The sequence below is a fragment of the Kribbella sp. NPDC058245 genome (genome assembly GCF_042882005.1).
In the GTDB taxonomy this organism is placed as follows: Bacteria; Actinomycetota; Actinomycetes; order Propionibacteriales; family Kribbellaceae; genus Kribbella.
Genome location: NZ_JBHVWY010000007.1, coordinates 306,082 through 327,889 on the forward strand (window position 1 = coordinate 306,082; position 21,808 = coordinate 327,889).

The window sequence follows — 21,808 nt, forward strand, 5'->3', positions numbered from 1 at the left end:
CCGTGATCGAGTCTGTCAGCCCCCAGTACGGCGGGGGCGCGCTCGCCGACGTACTGCCATCGGTGGCCGGTGCTTTGTCGGTGCCCGACTTCACGAACGTGCTCGAGCTCCCACCGGCCGCCCGGTACGCCGTTCTGCTGTTCGACGGACTCGGTTGGAACCTGCTCAAGCGCTATGCGGACTCAGCGCCGTACCTGTCCTCACTGCTTGCCACCGGCCGGAGTCTCACCGCCGGGGTGCCGTCGACGACTGCGGTGAGTCTGACGAGCCTTGGGACCGGGCTGCCGCCCGGTGCACACGGCATGGTCGGCTACACGACGATCGTGCCGGAGACCGGCTCTCTGTTGAACGCCTTGCAGTGGGACGCGCCCGTCGACCCCTGGAAGTGGCAGCCGCACACCACGGTCTTCGACCGAGTGGCAGCCGCCGGGGTAGTCACCCGGAACGTGAGCAAGGCCCGCTTCGAGAAGTCCGGCCTGACCCGGGCGGCGTTCCGGGGGAGCATCCATCGAGGTGCCGACACGATCGAGGACCGGCTGGACGCGACACGGTTCGCGAGCCGCGAGGGCACGTCGTCACTGACCTATGTCTATGACTCCCAGCTCGACTACACCGGTCACGGGCAGGGCTGCGACTCGTGGCAGTGGCGCAAGGAGCTGGTCGCGGCGGACGCGTTCGCGATGCAGGTCCGGTCCTCGCTACCGCGCGACGCCGTACTGGTTGTGGTTGCCGACCACGGCATGATCGACGTTGCTCCGGAGAACCGGGTCGACCTCGACAACGAGCCAGAGCTGACCGACGGGCTGCGGCTGATCGGTGGCGAGTCCCGCTTCCGGCATCTGTACTGCGTCGACGGCGCGGCGGACGACGTACTGGCGACGTACCAGGAGCGGCTCGGGGACCGGGCGCTCGTGCTGAGCCGGGACGACGCGATCGGGCGCGGATGGTTCGGGGCGGTCGAGGATCGGGTCGCGCCGCGGCTGGGCGATGTCATGGTGGCGGCGCTGGGGCCGTTGTCCGTCGTTGCGAGCCGACGGTTCCCGCAGGAGGCCGGGCTGATCGGGCTGCACGGCTCGCTGACGACCGACGAGATGGAGATTCCGCTCCTCGTCGACCCGGGCTACTGAGTCAGAAGCTCCAGACGTTCCAGTAGAAGCTCGTGCTGGCGGTCTTGGCCTCGCCGTCGCGCGCGATGACCGTGACCTTGTAGCGGCCGGCGCCCGGAGTCAGTACGCCGGTGATCCAGCCGCGCTCCGGGTTGATCTCCAGGCCAGGCGGCAGACCGGTCGCGGTGTAGCTGATGTCGCCTGATCCACCCATGCCCTTGATGAGCAGCGGCACGGCCGGGATACCGCCGACGCCGAGCTGCTCACCGGGCTTGGTGACCGAGATTGCGCCCTTCGGCTGCGCTGATGCTGCGCCGACCGCCTCGGCGGCGTCGACGAGACCCTCGCCGAAGAACGAGTTCTTGGTCGCGGTGCCCTTGCAGTCCGCCGACGCTCCGGCTGGGCAGGCGATGTCGTTGGCCTGCTCATTGAGCTTGGCGCGAACCTGCTCGGGCGTCAGCTTCGGGTTCGCACTGCGCAGCAGCGCGGCAACTCCCGCCACGTGCGGCGAGGCCATCGACGTACCGCTCATCGCTGCATAGCCGCCACCGGGGACGGTCGAGAAGACGTTCTCACCGGGGGCGGCGACGTTGATCTTGTTCTCGCCGAAGTTCGAGAAACGCGACTTCGCGCCGGCCGCGTCGACGGAGGCGACCACGACCACGTTCGGCAGCTCGGTCGGCAGGCTCACGCAGTCGTTGGTGATCGGGCGCGGTGCCGGAGTGGAGTCGTTGGGGCTCGAGTCGTCGGAGTCCTTGTTGGCCAGGTCGTAGTCCTCGTTGCCGGCCGCGGCCACGTTCACCACGCCCTTGGCATCCGCGTAGGCGACGGAGCGTCGTACCGCCTCGGCGATCGCGTCCTGGTCCTGGTTCGACGGACAGAGGAACAGCCACGGGTCGACGTAGTAGCTGTTGTTGGTGACCGAGACACCCTTGTCGGCGGCGAACATGAACGCGCAGACAGTGTTCTCCGGGAAGAACAGGTTGTCCCCGGTGCTCTCGGCGACCCGGATCGACGAGACCTTCACGCCGGGTGCGACACCGACCACGCCGACGCCGTTCTTGGCGGCCGCGATCGTGCCGGCCACATGCGTGCCGTGGTCGGCAACCGGCCGCCACGCACCGGGCCTGGTGTCCGCCTTGCCGTAGGCACACGACGCCGACTTGGAGGCATCGAAGTTCGCCTTGAGATCGGCGTGCTGGTCGTCGACGCCGGTGTCCAGGACGCCGACCGTGATCGTCTTGGCGCCGAGGGTCTTCGTCCACGCCCGATCGGCGCCGATCTGGCTCATGTCACTGCGGTCGGTCTCCGGTGCGTTGTCCGCCGACTCGGTGATGGCCGGCGGAATGGCCGGGTTCGCGACCTCGGCGGGCAGATCGCTCGTCCGGGTCGCGCCCACCTTCTGCACACCACCGGCGCCTCGGAGTTTGGCGGCGAAGTCGGCGTTGGCCGAGTGCACGACGATCACCCCGATCGCGTCGTACGCGGCATAGATCGTGCCGCCGTTCTGCGTGATCGCACCGGTGACCTGACTGGTCTTGGCCGGTTCGGTGATGACGAAGTACGCCCGGAGCCCGGCCGTCGGCACCGCCATCGCCGGGGTGACGACCGAGGACACGACCGTCAGCACGACCGCAAGAACAAGCAGGAGACCTTTGCGCACGGTCCATTCAAACCGTACGCGCGCAAATACCCAAGCCGGGTCCACCCCTCGTCGGCAGCTTCCGGCCACGCCCGCCGATCTGACCGCCGTAGACACCCCCCGAGGTGCGCTCCAGTCGGTTGACTTGGCAGGATGATCGCCCGTGGCTGAACTGCTCTACTTCACCGGGACCATGGACTGCGGCAAGTCCACGCTGGCGCTGCAGATGGATCACAACCACAAGGCGCGTGGTCGCCGGGGGCGGATCTTCACCAGCAACGACCGGGCGGGGGAGTCGGTGCTGTCGTCACGGCTCGGACTGGTCGCCGACGCGATCGAGGTGCGGCCCGAGTTCGACTTCTGGGACCACGTGGTCAACGAACTCACCCAGGGTGGGCGGATCGACTATGCGGTGTGCGACGAGGCGCAGTTCTACAGTGCGCTGCAGATCGAGCAGCTGGCCCGGCTCGTCGACGAACTGCAGATCGACGTCTTCTGCTTCGGCATCCTGACCGACTTCCGGGCGACGTTGTTCCCCGGATCGGCGCGGCTGGTCGAGCTCGCCGACCGGATGGAACTGCTCCAGGTCGAGGCATTGTGCTGGTGCGGCGAGAGGGCCACCCACAACGCCCGTACGATCGGTGGAGAGATGGTGACCGAAGGCGAGCAGCTGGCAGTGGGCGACATCGAGAGCAACGCGGCCGAGATGGCCTACGAGGTGCTCTGCCGTCGCCACCACCGGCGTCGCCTCACGCAGGCCCGAGCCCGCGCCACGCTGTCACCCGAAGTCCTACCGTTCGGAGGAGCCGCGTCATGACCAGCCCACTGATCACCGTCAACGAACTGCGCGCCCTGGAGCCGCAGCCGGTGCTGATCGACGCCACCTGGAACCTGGCCGGCCCGCCCGGACGCGAGGCGTACGACGCCGGCCACCTCCCCGGCGCCTTCTTCGTGGACCTCGATACCGAGCTCGCCGGCCCACCCGGCCCCGGCCGGCACCCGTTGCCGGACGCGACCACGGTCAGCGTGCTGGCACGCCGTACCGGAATCTCGGCCGAGACGCCGGTCGTCGTGTACGACGCGGCAAACTCACTCGCGGCAGCCCGCGCCTGGTGGATCCTGCGGTACTTCGGTGTCGCGGACGTGCGCGTTCTCGACGGCGGACTCGCCGCGTGGCAGGCCGCCGGGGGAGAGGTCAGCACCGACGTACCGGCCGATGACGACACCGACTTCACCGCCACGCCCGGCCACCTGCCCCTGGTCGACGCCGAAGGAGCCGCCAAGGTCGCGGCCACCGGCGTACTCCTCGACGCCCGCGCCCCCGAGCGCTTCGCCGGCGAGGTCGAGCCGATGGACAAGGTCGCCGGCCACATCCCGGGCGCCGTCAACACCCCCATGGCGGCCTTGCTGAATGCGGATGGCCACTTCAAGCCGACCGACGAGCTGGCCACCTACTTCGCCGCCCACGGAGCAACCCCCGACGCCGAACTGGCCACCTACTGCGGCTCCGGCGTAACAGCAACCCACACAGCACTAGCCCTCGAATCGGTCGGCATCAAAGCCCCCGTCTACATCGGCTCCTGGTCAGACTGGATCACCGACCCCACCCGCCCCATCGCCACCGGCCGCGACTGAAGCTGTACCGAAGAACGGGTAGTGGTGGGCGTTGAGGTTCGCCCAGCGCGGTAGCCTGCGCGTGCAGCGCTTACGTCTACCCGTTCGTTGGTACACCCAGCCGCTGGCTGCGCACGGCACGCGTCGTCGCGACGACGCCGGCCGGGTCGAGGATGATGTCCTGGTAGGTGAAGAGGAGAACTAGCCAGCCCGCCGCGACGAGTTCGTTGTAGCGGCGACAGTCGGCGGCGAACTGCGGGGGAGCCGCGTGGTACTCGTGGCCCTCTGCCTCGACGGCTAGGCGTATGCCGCGCTCGCCGAGGTCCACCCGAATGCGGCGGCCTCCGAGATCGATCACTACCTGGGGCTCGAAGTCTTCGAGGCCCGCCTCCAGGAACACCGCACGCGCCATCGACTCCAGAAAGCTCTCTGCTCTGGCGTCCGCGGCCGCCGCCACGCGTACCGCGTTGGGCCGGCCCGGTCCCTGCATCTTGAAAGCGGCGGCCTGCAACTCCTCCGCGTTGAGTCGGCCAGTGCGAAGTGCCGCGTCGGCAACCGCCAGTGCCTCCCCGAACGGGAGGGTCCGGGCGCAGTCGAGCACTGTGCGTTCCAAGTTGGTGAGCCGCCGACGGAGATCGTCCTTGGGGAGGTCTGCCCAATGCAGGACGGCCTTCTGGGTCGACCGAGCCGCGCGATTGGTCGGCACGGTGACGTGTGGAACCGTCGGTGGGACCAGGAGCGGCAACCGCCAGGCTGCGGCCGCGCTGGTGTGTGACAGCACCCCGTGGTGACTGACCGCGGCGCCGTAATCGGTCGCGAGTGCGGGATGCCCGTAGATCCCGCGGGCGAGCCGGATGACATCTCCCCGCCGAAGCGCCCCTGCCAAGGCTCGTCGCGAGGTCGCCTTGACCAGGTCGGCAGCCGTGGCCCAACCGCCTAGCTGGACCACCACCTCCGCCACCGATTCCATACGAGAATCCTGCCTAATGTGGCGGGAGAGGCGCGGAAGTTATCCACAGCGTACGAACGAGCGGGTAGTGGTCGACGTCCGAGGCTGTCGGCGAGCCGAGCGCACCGTGGCGATAGGCGCAGATGGTGACCACTACCTGCCCTTCGGTACGTCTCGCCCTTGACTAGCTGGGGCTGGTTGTGGAGGGTGAGGGGAGAAATCGATTTCCCGTCCGCCCTTTTGAAGTGGGAGTTTGTCGATGGAGCTTTCTCGGAGAGCGTTGTTGGGTGCTGCGGCAGGTGTTGGCGCTGCGGCTGTTCTGCCTGGTACGGCGTTGGCCGGGCCGCAGGCGATCACGGTGAACAAGGTGAAGGATCTGACCGGGCCTGGGTTGACGGACCGGTTCCGGATGGCGGCCACTGACCTGGGGATTCCGGCGCGGGCGCCGGACGGGCGGATGGTGTTCGTGTTCGGGGACACCTTTGAGGAGGCCCGGGTCGGAGGTGGGTGGTGGCGGTCGCCGGTGGCGTTGTGGTCGAACACGACTGACCTGGCCGGGGGAGTGACGTGGTCGGGTGCGGTGGGTGGGGCGGCGGCGCAGCAGTTGTGGGACTACCCGCATGACAACCCGACATTCTCGACCGTGCTGCCGTCGGATGTGATCACGATCGGCGGGTCGATGTACCTGCACGTGATGGTGAACAAGGGCCTCGGCAACGTGGTGTGGACGGAGATCTGGCGCAGCGACAACTCCGGCGCGAACTGGTACCACACCGGCGCGAAGTTCGATCCGAACATCGACGGCGGGCTGTTCCAGTGCATCACCTGGGGCCTGGGCAACGACGGCTACGTCTACGTGTACTCGACCGGCTTCCAGCGCGACAAGCCGATCATCCTCAAGCGTGTCCGCAGCGACCAGATCGCGAACCCGGCCGCCTACGAACCCTGGGGTTTCCGCGACAACGCGTGGGGCTGGGGCAAGCCCGCCACCCCGATCCTGACCGGCAGCTTCGGTGAACTGTGCCTGCGTCCGCTCGGCGGCAAGTGGATCCTGACCTGGTTCAACGCCGGTGACTACCGCATCGACGGCATGATCATGAACACTCCCACCGACAACCTCTACACGGCCATCCGCCAGCCGCTCATCTACGGTGGCGCCTGGGGCCAGGAGAACGACAACCACGTCGCTCAGCTGTACGGCGGCTACATCATCCCCGGCTCCACCCTCAGCGACCTGCACCTCTCGGTCAGCCAGTGGAAGACCGACGCCGGTTGGCCCTACCGCGCGATGCAGTTCCGAGTTCGCGGCTTCGGGTAACAAGCACCGGGGCCAAAGGTCCAGCACCATGAAGGTCGCCGGCGGTCGCCGGTCGCATGCCACATCCTCGACGACCGCCGGACCGTCGGCCGAGCCTATTTCGGCCCGGCCAGCCCGATCAGGTTCCCTTCGGGGTCGGTGAACCGGGCGACGACGAGTTGCCCCGGATCGCCTTCGGGGCCGAACACCGGCGTACCGCCGAGCTTCTCGGCACGCTCGAGAGCCGCCGTGACGTCGTCGACACCGATGTAGAAGAGCACCTTCGGCTGCAGCAGCGGTCCGCCGCCGACCCCGCCGTTCAGGCCTGCGACCTCGCTCCCGATGAAGCCGTACCCGCCGCCCTCGTACGCCGCCGCCGGTACGGCGCTGCCGGCCGTGTACTGCCAGCCGAAAAGCTCCGCGTAATACGTCTGGAGACTGGCGGGGTCGGTCCCGATGATCTCGAAGTGCACAACGTGGTCTGCCATGGATCCTCCTGGGTGAGTGTTTCTCAGCCGGTACGTCGGAGGCCGGCGACCGCGCTCGACATCGGGCGTCAGGCAACGATTCGGGTTGGCGAGGGAGGAGGTCTTGAATTAGTAACACGCTTGGTTTAACTTACTCAAGAATTTGGCCGGTGTGGCTCAGAGCACATCGGTGCATCCGGAAACCTTGAGGAGTTCCGATGACGAGAGTGAACAGGTTGGGCGCCGGACTGGGCGTGGCGGGACTGGTGTTCGGCCTGGCGGCGTGTGCCGACGGAACCACGCCCGCGGACAGTACCGGTGCGATCGACCAGAACGCGCCGGTCACGATCACGGTCGGGGACCGCCCCACCCCCGACAAGCCGAACGACCTGAAAACGTTCGAGCAGAAGGTCAAAGACTTCACGGCGAAGAACCCGAACATCACCGTGAAGACGACCGAGACCAGCTGGCAGGCGCAGACCTTCCAGGCCCAGATCGCCGGCGGAACGCTGCCGACGGTGATGTCGATCAGCTTCACCGAGCCGGCCAACATGATCCCGAACAAGCAGCTCGCGGACATCACCGACGAGCTGAAGCTGGTCGACCTGACCAAGGACCTGAACCCGAACGTGCTGAAGATCGTTCAGGACGACAAGGGCCGGATCTACGGCGTACCGACCGACGTGTTCTCGGTCGGTCTGGCCTACAACCGGGCGCTGTTCAAGCAGGCCGGGCTGGACCCGGACAAGCCGCCGACGACCTGGGACGAGGTCCGGCAGTACGCCAAGCAGATCGCGGACAAGACCGGCAAGGCCGGCTACGCGCAGCTCACCACCAACAACACCGGTGGCTGGATGCTGACCACGATGACCTACAGCATGGGCGGCACGGTCCAGAGCCAGGACGGCAAGAAGAGCACCTTCAACGACGCCCCGACCAAGAAGGCGCTGCAGACGCTCAAGGACATGCGCTGGACCGACAACTCGATGGGCAGCCGGTTCCTCTACAACCAGGAGGAGGTCCGGCAGGACTTCGCGGCGGGCAAGATCGGCATGGTCATGCAGGCGCCGGACGCCTATGACATGAGCGTGAAGCAGTTCGCCATGAAGCCCGCCGACTTCGGTGAGGGCGCGCTCCCGCAGGCCGGCGGCCCGTTCGGCACGCTGACCGGTGGCTCGCTGAAGATGGTCAGCCCGAAGGCGACCAAGAACGAGATCGTCGCCGCGCTGAAGTGGATCAAGTTCGACCAGTTCGACAAGTACACGTCGGAGTCGGTCGCGGTGACGGACGCGAAGAACGCGATCGCCGACAAGGGTTTCGTCGGCCGGCCGAGCATCACGCCGCTGAGCCAGCAGACCTTCGACCAGTACAACAAGTGGCGTGAGCCGTACGTGAACGTCCCGGTCAAGCAGTTCCAGGGCTACATCGACTCGACCACCTCGCTGAAGCTGCTGCCCGAGCCGGGCAACAAGGGTCAGGAGGTCTACTCACTGCTCGACCCGGTGGTTCAGCAGGTGCTCACGAAGCAGGATGCGGACATCGACAAGCTGTTGAGCGACACCGCTTCGAAGATCGACGCACGCCTGGCGCGGTAAGCCCATGTTCCAGTCGACCAAGCAGAGCCGCAGTGGTACCAGGTCCGTCGCGACCTGGTACCGCTCCGGCGGGCTCAGCGCGGTGATCTTCGCCGTACCGCTGGTGCTGACCTTCCTCTACTTCTCCTGGGGCCCGATCGTTCGCGGTCTGGTGCTCAGCTTCCAGAAGAACAACCTGGTCACGCCGCCCGAATGGGTCGGGATGGCCAACTTCAGCTACGTGCTGACCGACCCGCAACTGCCGCAGGCCGCGCTCAACACCCTGTACTTCGCTGCCCTGGCACTCGTGTTCGGGTTCCCGGTGCCGCTGTTCCTGGCCGTGTTCGTGAGTGAGCTGCGCAAGACCGGCTGGCTCTACAACGTGCTGTCCTACCTACCGGCCGTCGTACCGCCGGTGGCCGCGATCCTGCTCTGGACGTTCTTCTACGACCCGAGCGCGGCCGGCGTGTTCAACTCGATCCTCGGCTGGTTCGGGATCGGGCCGTTCGCCTGGCTGAACTCGCAGAGTCTGGCGATGCCGGCGATCGTGCTCGAGGCGACCTGGGCCGGCGCGGGCGCCACCTCGATCATCTACCTGGCGGCGCTGACCGGCGTCCGCACGGAGCTGTACGAGGCGGCCGAGCTGGACGGCGCCGGGATCTGGAGCCGGATCTGGCACGTCACGCTGCCGCAGATCCGCGGAATCATCTTCATCATGATGCTGCTCCAGCTGATCGGGACGTTCCAGGTCTTCACCGAACCGTTCCTGTTCACCGGCGGCGGCCCGAACAACGCGACCATGACGGTCCTGCTGCTGATCTACCGGTACGCCTTCGTCAACGGTGACTTCGGTGCCGCGACAGCGCTCAGCGTCCTGCTCGCCGGGGTGCTCTGCCTGCTCTCGGTCGCCTACCACTTCGTCACCCGCCGCTGGAGCACCACATGAGCCATGAGCGCGGAATCATCTCGACCAAGGACCGACGCCGTACGACGGTCCGCTACGGCCTGCCGGTGATCCAGGTCCTGCTCTTCATCGGGGTTCTGATCGCAGGGGTCGGCCCGTTGCTCTGGCTGCTCAAGTCGGGCGTCTCGACGAGCCAGGACATCCTCAGCGGCCCGATGCAGCTGTGGCCGTCGGGCATCCAGCTGAAGAACATCCCGGATGCCTGGAACCGCGTCCAGATCGGCGCCTACCTGGGCAACACCGCCTTCATCGCGATCGGCTCGATGATCTCGACCCTGTTCGTCTGTACGACGGGTGCCTTCGTCCTGAGCGTGCTCCGTCCCAAATGGGGACCGATCCTCACCGGCGCCGTACTGGCGACGCTGTTCTTGCCCGGTGTCATCTCGTTGGTCCCGCTCTACATGACCATCCTGAAGATGCCCGTGCTCGGGATCAGCCTGCAGAACACGTTCTGGGCGGTCTGGCTCCCGGCGGCGGCGGGCGCGTTCAACGTGCTGGTGATGAAGCGGTACTTCGACTCGATCCCGCGTGAGCTGATCGAGGCTGCCCGGATCGACGGCGCGAGCAATCTGCGGATGTTCACCGCCTTGATCCTCCCGCTGTCGAAGCCGATCGTCGGTGTCGTCGCGCTGCTGACCGTGATCGGTTCCTGGAAGGACTACCTCTGGCCGCTGCTCGTGCTGCCCGATCCGAAACTGCAGCCGATCTCGGTCGCGCTGCCCCGGGTCGCCAAGACGACGGAGATCTCGCTGCAGATGAGCGCGCTGTTCCTGGCGGTGCTGATCCCGGTCGTGCTGTTCTTGGTGTTCCAGAAGCAGTTCCTCAGAGGTGTGGGGATGAGCGGGGGAATCAAAGAATGACGTCTGCACTCAATGGCCGACGGGTGCTGGTGACGGGGGCCAGCGGCCGGATCGGTCTGGTCACCGTGCAACGACTGAACGAGCTGGGCACGCTGGTGACGGCCTTGTCGAACACCGAGCATCCCGATCTGAAGGCGGATCGGGTGCTCGTGGGTGACACCCGATCGGAGACTGATGTCGCCAAGGCGCTCGACGGCGCCGAACTCGTGGTGCACCTCGCCGCGTTGGCGCACCCGTCAGCCGGTACGCCGTACGACGTGTACTCGATCAATGTGGTGTCGACGTTCAACGTGCTGGCCCAGGCCGGTGCCCTCGGCATCAAGCGCGCGGTGACCGCGAGCAGCATCAACGCGACCGGACTGGTGTTCAACCCGCACGACGTCCGGCCGGCGTACTACCCGTTGGACGAGCGGATCCCGGCCGACGTCGCGGATCCGTACTCGCTGTCCAAGCAGAACGACGAGAACACCGCGCGAGCGGCTTGGCGGCGGTTCGGCATCGACGTGGTCGCGCTGCGGTTCCCGCACACGAACTCGGCCGAGGTCTTGCAGTCGCAGGCCGAGCACATGCGTGACCAACCGGCCACCGGACTGCGCGAGGTCTGGAGCAACCTGGACAGCCGCGATGCGGCGTACGCGATCGAGCTCGGACTCACCGCGCAGCTCGAGGGTGCGCACGTCTTCTTCGTCGCGGCCGGTACGACGAACGCGCCGTACTCGACTGAGGCCCTGCTGGACAAGTTCGCGCCGGACGTTCCCCGCCTGCGGCGGTTCATCGGCCGCGAGGTGCCGATCGACCTGACCGCGGTGCGCACGGTGCTGGGTTTCCAGGCACAGCACGAACTCGACCTTCCGACCCTGGAGTTGTGAATGCCTTCGAACTTCGACCAGCCGTGGCCGGTCCGGGACGACGTCCGGATCCGGGCGGTCAAGGCGATCGTCACCGCGCCGCAGGGCATCCCGCTGGTGGTGGTGAAGATCGACACCACCGAGCCTGGGCTGTACGGCCTTGGCTGTGCGACCTTCACCCAGCGGTGGAAGGCGGTGCAGACGTTCGTCGACGAGCACCTGGCCCGGCTGCTGATCGGGCGTTATCCCGGTGACATCGGCGACCTCACGCGGCTGGCCGGGTTCACCGGCTACTGGCGTGGTGGCCCGGTGACCAACAATGCGATCTCCGGGATCGACCAGGCGCTGTGGGACATCGCCGGCAAGCGCGCCGGGATGCCGGTCTACGAGTTGCTCGGCGGCAAGGTTCGCGCGGCCGCCGACACCTACCTGCACGCGAGTGGACGGACGATCGAGGAGGCGCTCGAGCACGCCCAGAAGCTGGTCTCGCAGGGCTTGCGGCACATCCGCTTGCAGATCTCGACTCCCGGCGGTGGCGGGTACGGCGCTCCGGCGGTCCCGACGCTCTACCCGGATGCGCCGTACCGGAATGGTTGGTCGGCGCGCGACTACCTGCGGGCGACGCCCGAGCTGTTCGCGGAGGCCCGGCATGTGCTGCCGGACAACATCGAACTCCTGCATGACGTGCACTCGCGGCTGACGCCGAAGGAGGCTGTGCTGCTCGCACGGTCGCTGGAGGAGTACGGCCTGTTCTTCCTTGAGGACGTGCTGCCGCCGGAGCATTGGGATCGGCTGCCCGAGGTCCGGGCTGCATCGCCGGTACCGCTGGCTGTGGGTGAGCTGACGACCTCGATGGGCGACGCCGTCCGGCTGGTCCGCGATGGTGGCGTCGACTTCATCCGCTCGCACGTCTCCGACATCGGCGGGCTCACGCCGGCTCGGAAGCTGGCCGATCTCGCCGAGCTCTCCGGCGTACGGACTGCTTGGCATGGGCCTGGCGACACCTCGCCGATCGGTGCCGCGGCGAATGTCGCGCTCGACGTCAGTTCTGTTGCCTTCGGCATCCAAGAGGGCCACCTGTACGGCGACGCCGTGCACGAGGTGTTCCCCGGGACGCTCCGGATCGAGGACGGCTGGCTGACGCCGAACGACACGCCGGGCTGGGGAATCGACCTCGATCTCGAGGCCGCGGCTCGTTATCCGGCGGAGTTGTCCGGCCACGATGAGTGGGCGGCGGGAGTGCGGCGCATCGACGGTGCGCTCGAAGCGCCGTAAATACCGTGCACGCACAGTACGATCACGGCTGATACGACGGGGAGGTGCACGATGGTGACGGCCGACGACGGGTTCGAGGAGCCGGGACGCGCAGGGGCGAACCAGTACGACCTGGGGTCCTTCAACGAGGCTGTGATCATCGAGACGATCCGGCTGGCCGGCATCATCAGCCGGACCGAGATCTCCCGCCGTACCGGGCTCACGCAGCAGTCGGTGTCGCGGATCCTGCGCATCCTGCTGCAGCAGGGCCTGCTGGTTGAGGAGGCGCAGGAGCGGGCCGAGCGGCTGGGCAAGCCGCGGACGCCGGTCCGGCTGCGCTCGAACGCCGCGCACGCGGTCGGGATCCATCTCGATCCCGAGCTGCTGACGGTTGCGGTGGTCGACCTGGACGGCACGATCGTGCGCCGCGAGACGGTCGACCTGGCCGACGATCTGCCGACCGACAAGCTGATCGATCTGACCGCGGCGACTGTGACCGCGGCGCTCAGCATCAGCCAGGTCGACCCGAAGTCCATGCTGGGCGTGGGCGTCGCCGTACCGGGGCCGATCGATGCGGACGGTTCGTTGCTGGCCTTGCCGTTGCAGCCGGCCTGGCGCGGGTTGAAGATCCGGCATCTGCTGCAGGAGAAGCTCAATCATCCGGTCCTGGTCGAGAAGGACGGTACGGCGGCCGCCATCGGCGAGCGTTGGATCGGCCGATCGGCTCGGGCTCGCGACTTCGCGTACCTCTATCTCGGGACGGGTGTCGGCAGCGGGTTGATTCTGAACGGCTCGATCTATCGCGGCGGGACGGCGAATGCCGGCGAGTTCGGGCAGGTCGCGGCGTTGCGGATGGGGGAGTGGGACGTCGAGAACGGCCCGCAGATGGTTCCCGAGTGCAACCCGACCGCGTCGCTGCCGGTGATCGCGGCGTCGTACGGGTATGTCGAGACGGATCTGGACGCGACGGACGAGGCGAAGCGCTACAAGGCTGTCTGCCGGGCCGCGGCCGCCGGTGACGAGGCTGCTTTGCGTGCAGCGACTCGTGTTGGTCAAGTTATCGGGCAGGGCGCGGTGGGGCTGGTGGATCTGCTCGATATCGACCTCGTGGTGGTCGGTGGGCCGGCGTACGCGCCGGAGATCTCGACCATCCTGCTGACCGAGATCGGCCGGGCGGTGAACCTGCATCCGGTGGCTCGCGAGATCCGGCCGGTGGTGGTCGAGGAGTCCATGTTGCAGGCCGATGCGGCCGCGGTCGGCGCGGCCTCGACGATCTTCCACGACGCTTTTACCCCGCGAGTCAGCGGCTCGAGTCAGGCTCGTAGGCTTCCGAAGTGATCAAGCCCCGCCAACTCACGACCTCGGTTGCTCTCCGCCTTGCCGCTCTCGACGACGCTGCCGCGCTGGCCGACGCCTACACCCGCAGCTGGGATCACTTGAAACCCTGGGAACCCACCCGGCCGGACGACTGGTTCACGCCTGAGGGACAGCGGACGCGGCTGACGTCACTACTGGCGAACTTCGAGCGCGGTACGACGGTGCCGCTGCTGCTCGCCGAGGGCGACCGAATCGTCGGCGCGGTCACCTTGAACGACCTCGTGCATGGCCCCTTCAGCAACGCACACGTCGGCTACTGGCTCGCCACCGAAGCGGTCGGCCGCGGCCTGATGACGCTGGCCGTGGAAGCCGCCGCTGAGCTTGCCGACACCGAGCTGAAGCTGCATCGGCTCCAAGCCAGTGTGTTCGTGCACAACGCCGCGTCGCACGCTGTGCTCGAACGCACTGGCTTCACCCAGATCGGCTTCGCCCCGAACTACCTCTACATCGGCGGTCGCTGGCAGGACTCGAATCTCTTCCAGCGCATCCTCAACGACCGCGCCCCCGGCACCTAAGCCGGCGGCAGGCCGATACCGCGGGAGACGTCGACGTCGTCGTACCGGCCTTCGAGGACGTCGACGAACTTCACCGGCCGCTGCAGGGTCGACGCGATGTAGACGGCCTTGACCGTGGCCAGTGCGTCGATGGCGTGCTGGACGGTGATGCCTGGCTGCTCGCCGTTCGCGATGGCGGCCAGGATGTCGTCGTACTGCGCCTTGTGACCGCCGGGCGGACCGGCGTCGATGGACTGGTCGTCCTTGACGCCGTCGGCGTTGAAGCGTGCCAGCAGGTCGTCCTCGAGCTCGGCGCCGCCCTCGGTGCCGTGCACGGACACCCGCGTGCGGCCGCCGGGGAAGGCCGCGGTGGTCGCGTGCAGGGTGCCGACGGCGCCGTTCTCGAAGGTGATCGTGGCGACAACGGTGTCCTCGACCTCGATCGCCTGGTGAGCCGCCCGGATGGCCTGGGCGTAGATGCTGACCGGTCGGCCCATGAACCACAGCAGCAGGTCGACGGTGTGCACGCCCTGGTTCATCAGCGCGCCTCCGCCGTCCTGCGCCCAGGTACCGCGCCAGCCGGCAGAGGCGTAGTACTCGTCGCTCCGCCACCAGGCGACCGTCGCGACGGCAGACGTGAGCTGACCAAAGCGGCCGGCGTCGATCGCCTGCTTCACCTGAGCGCTGCCGGCGTCGAACCGGTGCTGGCTGATCACGGACGTGACCACGCCGTGGTTGGCCGCCCGGCTCGCGGCCGCCCCGAGCCGGCGGGCCCGGATCAGCTCGACGTCGAGCGGCTTCTCGATCACGACATGCTTCTTCGCTTCCAGCGCCTCCTCGGCCAGGGCGGCGTGCGTACCGCTCGGCGTACAGATCGCCACCAGGGTCACGTCGGACTCGCTCAGCGCTCCGGCCAGGTCGTCGTACTGCCCCGGTTCCGGGTGCCCGGCCTCCTTCAGCCGGGCGGCCAGCGCGGCACGGGCGTCGGCGTCGCTGTCGACGAGCGCCGTGACGGTCGCATCGGGTCGTGCTGCGATGGTGTCCGCGTGGGTGCGGCCGATGATGCCGCACCCTACGATCGCGACGCGCTGGTCTGTGTCAGCCATCTCGCTCCTACTTGCCGGTGAAGTTCGCGGTCAGGACCTGGTCCGTGGTCACCGTGAACGTGTACGCCGGGTCGGTCGAGACGACGGTTCCGGCCACGGTCCAGTTCTGGAAAACGCTATCCGATGTTGGCGCCGCCGTCACGGTCACTTGCGCGCCCGGTTCGTACTTCCCGGGCTCGGACTCGTTTCCGGCGATCCGGACGTCACCGTTCCCGTTCGCTGTGACGCTCACACTCCGCTGGACCATGTTGATCGCCATCACGTTGCGCAAAACGGCCGGGCCTTGGAGGGTCGCGCCGTTGTAGCGGGCGATGTTCGTGACTGCGACGTTGCCTTCAGCGACCTTCACGGTGAAGCCGCCGTCGCCGAGGTTGTCGGTGCCCAGGTTGATCGCGTCCACCTGACCGCTGTTGACCACCAGGCCGTCGTGGAACCCATAGGCGAACACGTTCAGCAGGCTGACGCCGGTCGTCCCGTCGACGGTGACGATCTTGGCGGTCTTGCGCATGTACTTGTCGATGACGAGTTCGAAGATCCGGCCCTCGTTCATCCAGTACGGCTGCTGGTAGCCGGTTCGGGTGACCGCGTTCCCGTTCGAGAGCACGCCCTCGACCCGGGCGTCGCGACCGGCGCCGAGGTGGATGGCATGGTCGAAGAACGCTCCCGCGACCTTCCGTACGACGGTGTGGTCGCCGCGCAGGTCGATGCCGTTCCACGCGTTCGGGAAGCCGGCGTTGATCACGTAGTTCCCGCCTGCCGAACCGCGAACGGCGTACGGGTAAGGAACGACGCCATCGTCACTGCCGGGGTTGTTCTCGGGGTAGAAGACCCGGAGCCCGCGCAGACCGCCTTTGGCGCCGAGCGTGATCAGTGCGGGAGCGCTCTCCGGCGCGTTCCGGCCCTCGAAGGCCTGCAGAACGGTGCCGTAGCTGGCGCCGCCTTCATCCCGGTTCGGTACGGCGGAAGCTCCGCGCAGCTCGACCTTCGCGGGCACTGTCAGGTGCGTGCTGATCCGGTACCAGCCGGCGGGGAGGTAGACGATTCCACCGCCGTTCCGCCCGGCCTGGTCGAGCACCTTCTGGACGGCGCTGGTCGCGTCGGCGGTCGGGAGGTATCCGATCCCGTGCGGCGCATCGACGACGTACAGGCGTTGCGTCGGCTTGGGGAGCGCTCTCTCGGTGTAGCTCGGCGCCTTGCCGCTCATCTGGTGGATTACGCCTGTGAGAGCGCCGGAGAGCGCTACCCCGGTGAGTTTCACGTAGCCCTGTGAGTTGTTGACGATCGCGTGGTCGCTGCCCTCGATCCGGCCGCCCGCGACCTGCCAGCCCCACCGGCTGTCCATCTCGTCGACGACGACACCGACATCGGTACGGCGGATGTCCAGGTCGAGGAAGCTGCCGGTGAACTGCGCTCGCTGACCGGTCACCACGTGGATCCCGGTCTGATAGTCGGAGAGCGCGATCCCGCGGAACTGATCCCACTCGAGATCACCGAGCGCCAGACCGGTGCCGTGCGCGCGGGTCCAGGTGTCGAGCGCGGTCCGGGCCGGCGGATGGAAGGCCGCGGGAGCCGTCGCCCAGTAAGAGTTGCTGAAGGCAACGTTCTCCCAGGTGCCGACGTCGGCGCCGTTGTAGGCGCGAGCGCCCTCGAAGAGAGCGGTTCCCCTGATGTTCCGGATCGTCGTCGACTCGTGCACCTGGCCGGAGCTCGGCGCATTGCCGTGGTCGTTCGGCATCGTGCTGATCCCGATACCGCGGTACGAGTTCAGCATGGTGATGTCGCCGATCGTCGACATCATGTAGTTCTCGTTGCCGATCCAGGCGCCGCCCGGCACCTCGAAGGTGTAGTTGTACGGGACCGGGTTGGCCGCGTTCTGGTTCGGGTAGTACGTCGTGACGCCGAGGACGCCGGCGCTGCCGCCGACCCGGAACAGGCTCGGTCCGTCGTCACCGGACTTGAGATCCGCGATCACAACCGTGCCGTAGTCACCACGGCCCTTGTCCGGATCGCGACGGTCGCCGCGCAGCGTGCAGAACGCGTGCACCTCGATCGTGTCGGTCACCTTGTACCTGCCGGCCGGCAGCCACACCGTCCCGCCACCGGCATCCTGGCAGGCGTAGATCGCCGCCTGGATCGCCTTGGTCGAGTCCTTCCGGCCGCTGCGATCGGCGCCGTACGCGGTCGCATCGAAGTCCGCGACCACGCCGTCCTCGGTCGGGTTCACTGTGTCGACCAGGCGCGGCTTGGGAGTCACGACTGGTGCGAGTCTCAGTTGGAGTTCGTTGACGATGAACGAGTCGGCGCCGGTCATCGCGACACGCACGTAGCGGGCGGTCGTGGTCGCGAAGCGGGTCCGGCTGAACTGGTTGGCACCGGGTGAGCCGGTGCGGCCGACAGTGGTGAACTGCTTGCCGTCGTTCGAGACCTGGACGGTGTAGTCGGGGGAGAAGGCCTGCGCCCACTCAACCCGGACGTCGTTGACCTTGCGCGCCGTGCCGAGGTCGAGCTGGATCCACGAGTCCCCGGGACCGCTGGTCCACGCCGACTGGTGGTTGTTGTCGTTGAGGTTCGCCACCCCGGTGCCGCCGCTCGCGGACGCCGTACCGGAGCCTGCGAAGTTGGTGTCCACTGGCTTGAAGGCGTCGAGCTTGGCCTGCAGCGTCTGGAGCGCCGCCTTCACCTGGACGTCGGTCGCACCCGGCGTGTTCGCGACCACCTGCGCGTCAGCGATCGCCTGTCGTAGCGTCGCGCGGCTTCCGGCCGGATACTGCCCGTCGCGGGTTCCCTCGCGAGCCGCCTTCTCCACGCGGGTCGCCGTACCGATGAGGTCGAGCAGACCCTCGGTCACGTTCAGCGTGGTCGCAACCTTGGCCACGCGAACGGCCGCGACCTTCAGATCGACCGCACCGTCACCGTTGTGGATGCGGAAGTCGCCACCATTCGAGCGGTTCGTCAGTACGGCGTCCGGCAGCGCGAACGTGTACGTCTTCCAGGTCTTGGTGTCGCCGTAGCGAACCACCTCGGAGTTCTTGAACATCTCCGGGATCGTCGTCCCGGGGGAGTCGTAGTGCAGCCCGAACTGCCCGTTGCCCGCATCGAAGTAGTCGATGCTGACCAGCACCAGCGCGCGGTTGTTGTAGAGGTAGGTGTCGGACACGTTCATGTAGAAGAAGTTCGTGCCGGGCGCCGGAGCCGTGTGATCGGTCTGCCAGTACGGACGCCCATCCTGTACGCCGGTCACCAGGTTCTCGGCGCGGTCACCGGCCCGCGGGCTGATGCCGGACTGGATCGGTGACGCCCCGAGCTCGACCGACGCACCCGCCGTACTGATGCGCAGCCCGGCGACCGTGATGTCGGCGCTGCCGAAGAGCCGGAGGTCGGCGTCGCCGAGGCGGTTGGTGAAACCGATCCCGGTCAGCTCGAAGATGCCGGTCTTCCACTGGCCGCTGCCGGTCAACTGGAGGTCGGTCGCATCCGCCTGCGGGTTGGTGGCGGCGTCGTACTGGAGTTCGAGGCTTCCGGTTCCACGGTCGAGATAGGTCACCGTCACCAGGACATCGTCGGTGCCGATCTCGTCCACGTAGTCCCGGTCGACATCGAACTCCAGGTAGCCGGTCCCGGCCGCCTGGTCCGTCTGCCAGAAGCCACGGCCCTGCTCGGTCCCGGTGCGCAACCCGGCTGGGTCGTCACCGGCCGCCGGTTTGACGCCGAGCGTCGTCGGCGTCGGCCCGAGATCGGCACCCACGCCGCTCGGATACATCGTCGCCGCCTGGGCTGTCGCCGGTACCGCTATCGAACCGGCGAGCAGGAGGGCGGGTAGTAACCGGGCAAGCAGACGTCTGGTCATGCAGGTCTCCAGGTGGCGGTCCGGAAGCTCACGAGGTCAGGCGCCGATAAGTTAAACCAAGCGTGTTACTAATTCAAGAGCCCACGATCCGACCACCCCAACCCATGCCCAACTACCTCCGTACCTCCGTACCTCCGCCGGCCCCGGCGCGACGCCATTTCGCTGGCTAGGCACCCAAATTGGGGGTTCTGCACTCATAACCACGGTGCAGAACCCCCAACGGGAGTGGCTAGCCAGGCAAATGGGTGGGGGGAGGGGGAGGTCAGGCGACGCCTACTAGTTGGCGGGTGGGGGTGTGGAGGTCTTCGAGGAGGGTGAAGAAGTGGGTGGCGGCGTCGGTGAGGCGGAGGAGGCCGGCCTCGTGGTGCTGCCAGCCGAACTGGAGTTCGCCGTCGATGATGCGCTCGTCGGTCGGTACGGCGTACCGGCTGAGGGCGACGCGGGCCGGGCCGGTCTGCGGGTGGTGGTCACCGCAGCCGCACTCGGCGGCGATCGTGATCGCGGTCAGGGCTTCGGCGGGGTAGTGCTGAAGCTGCAGGGTGGTACCGCGGGCGGTGAAGCGGGCGATCGTGGCGTCAGGCAGCTGGACGAGCAGCTCGACCGGTACGGCGTGGGAGCCGGGCAGCAGGCGAAGCCCGCGGGACGCGAGGAGATCGGCAAAGGCCGGAAGGTTCATGGGTGCAAGATCCTGTGGGTGCTGGTGTCGGCGGGCGGGCCTGGGAAAGGGCAGGGCCTCGTGCGCCGGAGACGGCGCGCGTCAGCGACAACAACAGCAACAACACAGCAGGTTCTGCATGCCGATGATCATGGCAGAGCCCGCGCGCATCGACAACACCATCCGCGACACTGTCCGCGATTTGGGACAACTGTCCGTAGCTACGACAAAACCCGCACCGAAGGATCGATGCGGGTTCGCTGATGCCGTCAGGTCAGTCGGCCTTCTTGCCGAACATGATCTCGTCCCAGCTCGGCACGCTCGCACGCTTCGACGCCCGCTTGGCCGGCTTCTTCTTCGGCTCCTCCGCAGGAGCGGCCGGCTCCTCGGGCAGCTGCTCCTGAGCGGCCGCGGACTGGCTCGGGGTCGGCGGGGCCTCGGTCTGCTGCGGGCGCAGCTCGGCCGGGCGAGGGTCAACATGACGCGATTCGGCCGGGCGAGGGTCAGCAGGCCGCGGTTCGGCCGGGCGTGCGGGCTCGCTGGGCCGGTGGTCGGCCGGACGAGCCGGAGCCGGGGGAGTTGCCGCCGCCGGACGCTCGTACGGGCGCTCGACAGCAGGCGTCTCGGCCGGCGGCGGGCTCGCCGGACGCTCGGGTGCGTTCCGCGACTCCGGGAACGGCGTCTCACGCCGTTCGGTGAATGGGTTCGACGGCGGTGCCGCACGCTCTTCAGGCGGCGCGAACGCGGCCGACTCGACCGGCGGCTGGGCCGGCCGCTCGACCGCGCGAACCGTCGGGTGCAACGCCGGCGGCTGCTCGACCGGTACGTCGATCAGCGTCGGCTCCTCATCCGGATTCGGTACCGAGTGCACCCGCCGCGGACCACGCTCTGCATCACGGGAAACCGGCTGGTTTCCGGGCTGATTGCGCCGCGGCAGACTGATCGTGTCCTCGAAGCCGGCCTCATAAGAGTCGGCGCCGTGATCAGGAGCGACCGAAAGATCGATATCGGCGACGGCGGTCAGCCGCCGCTCACCAGGCTGGACAACCGGCTGCACCGGCGGGGGCAGCACCTGCGCCTGCTCACCGACCAGCCAACGCGCCTCGTCGTCGTCCGGGACGGCGTAGCGCCCGGGAGCGTCGTACGCGAAGTGGGCGATCTTCTCTTCCTTGCGCTCCGGGTCCGCGGCGTCCTCGGCCTCGACGAAGTAGGAGACGCGGACCTGCCAGCGGCCGTCGTCGCGTCGCCAGGCGTCCCAGTCGGCCGTGGCCGGATCGACGTGCCGGGTCCGCAGCCGCTCGGTCACCCACGCACCGAGATTGCGGGTCGGCGCGTCGGCGCCACCACGGCGCCGGACTGAGGCACGCTGGGCGAGGTTCGCGATGTGGTCCCGCTCGGCGAGCACCGGGCCGGCGAACGCCATCACGCGTTCCATCGGCATCTGGGCGACCGCGGCCACTGCCTCGGGACTCTCCCCGGCCCGGATCCGCGCCTGGATGTCTCGTGGGCGCAGCGCGCTCTCCATTTGAATCTCCAGCTGGCCGAGTCGGGCACGGTCGCCGCGCAGGGCCGCACGCAACCGGTCGTCGACCGGGACGGCGAACTCCTCACCCGTCTCTGCCATCGCCAGGATCAGCTGTTTGCCATCCTGGCTCAGACCGACGAGCCTCGCCTCGCGCATTGCCTTTGTTCTCCTGTGCGGTTCTCGACAGTCTCTCCCGGGACACCGGGCCTGACCAAGACCGGCACGCCGT

The 21,808-nt window shown here is 67.8% G+C and carries 18 protein-coding genes; 11 read left to right on the forward strand and 7 right to left on the reverse strand.

The window, feature by feature from the left end:
• The first annotated feature begins 2 nt into the window (after window positions 1–2).
• Window positions 3–1,127 (forward strand): alkaline phosphatase family protein, encoded by a 1,125-nt coding sequence (locus tag ACFVWG_RS19195; RefSeq protein WP_391544650.1) that lies wholly within the window; start codon window positions 3–5, stop codon window positions 1,125–1,127.
• Between the two features lies 1 nt (window position 1,128).
• Here ACFVWG_RS19195 and ACFVWG_RS19200 read toward each other — a convergent pair whose 3' ends face one another.
• Complete coding sequence (locus ACFVWG_RS19200; RefSeq protein WP_391544651.1) at window positions 1,129–2,769, reverse strand: S8 family serine peptidase; 1,641 nt, start codon at window positions 2,767–2,769, stop codon at window positions 1,129–1,131.
• A 142-nt stretch (window positions 2,770–2,911) separates the two neighbouring features.
• On the opposite strand from ACFVWG_RS19200, the gene ACFVWG_RS19205 reads away from it, so the two are divergent.
• The gene (locus tag ACFVWG_RS19205; protein WP_391544652.1) at window positions 2,912–3,565 is read left to right on the forward strand and encodes a thymidine kinase; all 654 of its coding nucleotides are present in this window, start codon (window positions 2,912–2,914) and stop codon (window positions 3,563–3,565) included.
• Window positions 3,562–4,383: a sulfurtransferase gene (locus ACFVWG_RS19210; protein ID WP_391544653.1), complete on the forward strand. Its 822-nt coding sequence runs from the start codon at window positions 3,562–3,564 to the stop codon at window positions 4,381–4,383. The genes ACFVWG_RS19205 and ACFVWG_RS19210 overlap by 4 nt, the downstream gene beginning before the upstream one ends.
• A gap of 76 nt (window positions 4,384–4,459) precedes the next feature.
• Here ACFVWG_RS19210 and ACFVWG_RS19215 read toward each other — a convergent pair whose 3' ends face one another.
• Window positions 4,460–5,332: a hypothetical protein gene (locus ACFVWG_RS19215; protein ID WP_391544654.1), complete on the reverse strand. Its 873-nt coding sequence runs from the start codon at window positions 5,330–5,332 to the stop codon at window positions 4,460–4,462.
• A gap of 238 nt (window positions 5,333–5,570) precedes the next feature.
• Here ACFVWG_RS19215 and ACFVWG_RS19220 point away from each other — a divergent pair, with 238 nt between their 5' ends.
• Window positions 5,571–6,629, forward strand: coding sequence for a DUF4185 domain-containing protein (locus tag ACFVWG_RS19220; RefSeq protein ID WP_391544655.1), 1,059 nt, complete (start codon window positions 5,571–5,573; stop codon window positions 6,627–6,629).
• A 95-nt stretch (window positions 6,630–6,724) separates the two neighbouring features.
• Here ACFVWG_RS19220 and ACFVWG_RS19225 read toward each other — a convergent pair whose 3' ends face one another.
• Complete coding sequence (locus tag ACFVWG_RS19225) at window positions 6,725–7,096, reverse strand: VOC family protein (protein WP_391544656.1); 372 nt, start codon at window positions 7,094–7,096, stop codon at window positions 6,725–6,727.
• Window positions 7,097–7,293: 197 nt separating this feature from the next.
• Here ACFVWG_RS19225 and ACFVWG_RS19230 point away from each other — a divergent pair, with 197 nt between their 5' ends.
• From ACFVWG_RS19230 to ACFVWG_RS19260, 7 genes are read left to right on the forward strand one after another with little or no spacing between them, the layout of a single operon-like run.
• Complete coding sequence (locus ACFVWG_RS19230; RefSeq protein ID WP_391544657.1) at window positions 7,294–8,670, forward strand: ABC transporter substrate-binding protein; 1,377 nt, start codon at window positions 7,294–7,296, stop codon at window positions 8,668–8,670.
• A gap of 4 nt (window positions 8,671–8,674) precedes the next feature.
• Entirely contained in the window at window positions 8,675–9,595 is a 921-nt protein-coding gene (locus ACFVWG_RS19235; RefSeq protein ID WP_391544658.1) for a carbohydrate ABC transporter permease, read from the forward strand.
• A complete protein-coding gene (locus ACFVWG_RS19240) occupies window positions 9,592–10,473 on the forward strand; it encodes a carbohydrate ABC transporter permease (protein ID WP_391544659.1) in 882 nt (293 codons plus the stop codon). The genes ACFVWG_RS19235 and ACFVWG_RS19240 overlap by 4 nt, the downstream gene beginning before the upstream one ends.
• Window positions 10,470–11,342: an NAD-dependent epimerase/dehydratase family protein gene (locus ACFVWG_RS19245; RefSeq protein ID WP_391544660.1), complete on the forward strand. Its 873-nt coding sequence runs from the start codon at window positions 10,470–10,472 to the stop codon at window positions 11,340–11,342. Before ACFVWG_RS19240 ends, ACFVWG_RS19245 begins: the two co-directional genes overlap by 4 nt.
• Window positions 11,343–12,596 (forward strand): enolase C-terminal domain-like protein, encoded by a 1,254-nt coding sequence (locus ACFVWG_RS19250; RefSeq protein ID WP_391544661.1) that lies wholly within the window; start codon window positions 11,343–11,345, stop codon window positions 12,594–12,596.
• 51 nt (window positions 12,597–12,647) lie between these two features.
• A complete protein-coding gene (locus ACFVWG_RS19255; protein WP_391544662.1) occupies window positions 12,648–13,913 on the forward strand; it encodes an ROK family transcriptional regulator in 1,266 nt (421 codons plus the stop codon).
• Window positions 13,910–14,467, forward strand: a complete 558-nt coding sequence (locus ACFVWG_RS19260) for a GNAT family N-acetyltransferase (protein ID WP_391544663.1) — start codon at window positions 13,910–13,912, stop codon at window positions 14,465–14,467. Before ACFVWG_RS19255 ends, ACFVWG_RS19260 begins: the two co-directional genes overlap by 4 nt.
• Here the strand turns inward: ACFVWG_RS19260 and ACFVWG_RS19265 are convergent.
• The 4 genes from ACFVWG_RS19265 to sepH form a co-directional block, all read right to left on the reverse strand.
• A complete protein-coding gene (locus tag ACFVWG_RS19265; RefSeq protein ID WP_391544664.1) occupies window positions 14,464–15,552 on the reverse strand; it encodes a Gfo/Idh/MocA family protein in 1,089 nt (362 codons plus the stop codon). The genes ACFVWG_RS19260 and ACFVWG_RS19265 overlap by 4 nt on opposite strands.
• A gap of 7 nt (window positions 15,553–15,559) precedes the next feature.
• Window positions 15,560–19,399: a discoidin domain-containing protein gene (locus ACFVWG_RS19270; protein ID WP_391544665.1), complete on the reverse strand. Its 3,840-nt coding sequence runs from the start codon at window positions 19,397–19,399 to the stop codon at window positions 15,560–15,562.
• Between the two features lie 262 nt (window positions 19,400–19,661).
• Window positions 19,662–20,075, reverse strand: coding sequence for a hypothetical protein (locus ACFVWG_RS19275; protein WP_391544666.1), 414 nt, complete (start codon window positions 20,073–20,075; stop codon window positions 19,662–19,664).
• Window positions 20,076–20,328: 253 nt separating this feature from the next.
• Complete coding sequence (gene sepH / locus ACFVWG_RS19280) at window positions 20,329–21,735, reverse strand: septation protein SepH (protein ID WP_391544667.1); 1,407 nt, start codon at window positions 21,733–21,735, stop codon at window positions 20,329–20,331.
• Window positions 21,736–21,808: the final 73 nt, after the last annotated feature.

What these genes read in the sequence shown, in the direction of transcription:
- ACFVWG_RS19210 (WP_391544653.1), top strand. Translation starts at nt 3,562, where the DNA reads ATGACCAGCCCACTGATCACCGTCAACGAACTGCGCGCCCTGGAGCCG.
- ACFVWG_RS19215 (WP_391544654.1), bottom strand. Translation starts at nt 5,332, where the DNA reads ATGGAATCGGTGGCGGAGGTGGTGGTCCAGCTAGGCGGTTGGGCCACG.
- ACFVWG_RS19220 (WP_391544655.1), top strand. Translation starts at nt 5,571, where the DNA reads ATGGAGCTTTCTCGGAGAGCGTTGTTGGGTGCTGCGGCAGGTGTTGGC.
- ACFVWG_RS19225 (WP_391544656.1), bottom strand. Translation starts at nt 7,096, where the DNA reads ATGGCAGACCACGTTGTGCACTTCGAGATCATCGGGACCGACCCCGCC.
- ACFVWG_RS19230 (WP_391544657.1), top strand. Translation starts at nt 7,294, where the DNA reads ATGACGAGAGTGAACAGGTTGGGCGCCGGACTGGGCGTGGCGGGACTG.
- ACFVWG_RS19235 (WP_391544658.1), top strand. Translation starts at nt 8,675, where the DNA reads ATGTTCCAGTCGACCAAGCAGAGCCGCAGTGGTACCAGGTCCGTCGCG.
- ACFVWG_RS19240 (WP_391544659.1), top strand. Translation starts at nt 9,592, where the DNA reads ATGAGCCATGAGCGCGGAATCATCTCGACCAAGGACCGACGCCGTACG.
- ACFVWG_RS19245 (WP_391544660.1), top strand. Translation starts at nt 10,470, where the DNA reads ATGACGTCTGCACTCAATGGCCGACGGGTGCTGGTGACGGGGGCCAGC.
- ACFVWG_RS19250 (WP_391544661.1), top strand. Translation starts at nt 11,343, where the DNA reads ATGCCTTCGAACTTCGACCAGCCGTGGCCGGTCCGGGACGACGTCCGG.
- ACFVWG_RS19255 (WP_391544662.1), top strand. Translation starts at nt 12,648, where the DNA reads ATGGTGACGGCCGACGACGGGTTCGAGGAGCCGGGACGCGCAGGGGCG.
- ACFVWG_RS19265 (WP_391544664.1), bottom strand. Translation starts at nt 15,552, where the DNA reads ATGGCTGACACAGACCAGCGCGTCGCGATCGTAGGGTGCGGCATCATC.
- ACFVWG_RS19270 (WP_391544665.1), bottom strand. Translation starts at nt 19,399, where the DNA reads ATGACCAGACGTCTGCTTGCCCGGTTACTACCCGCCCTCCTGCTCGCC.
- ACFVWG_RS19275 (WP_391544666.1), bottom strand. Translation starts at nt 20,075, where the DNA reads ATGAACCTTCCGGCCTTTGCCGATCTCCTCGCGTCCCGCGGGCTTCGC.
- sepH (WP_391544667.1), bottom strand. Translation starts at nt 21,735, where the DNA reads ATGCGCGAGGCGAGGCTCGTCGGTCTGAGCCAGGATGGCAAACAGCTG.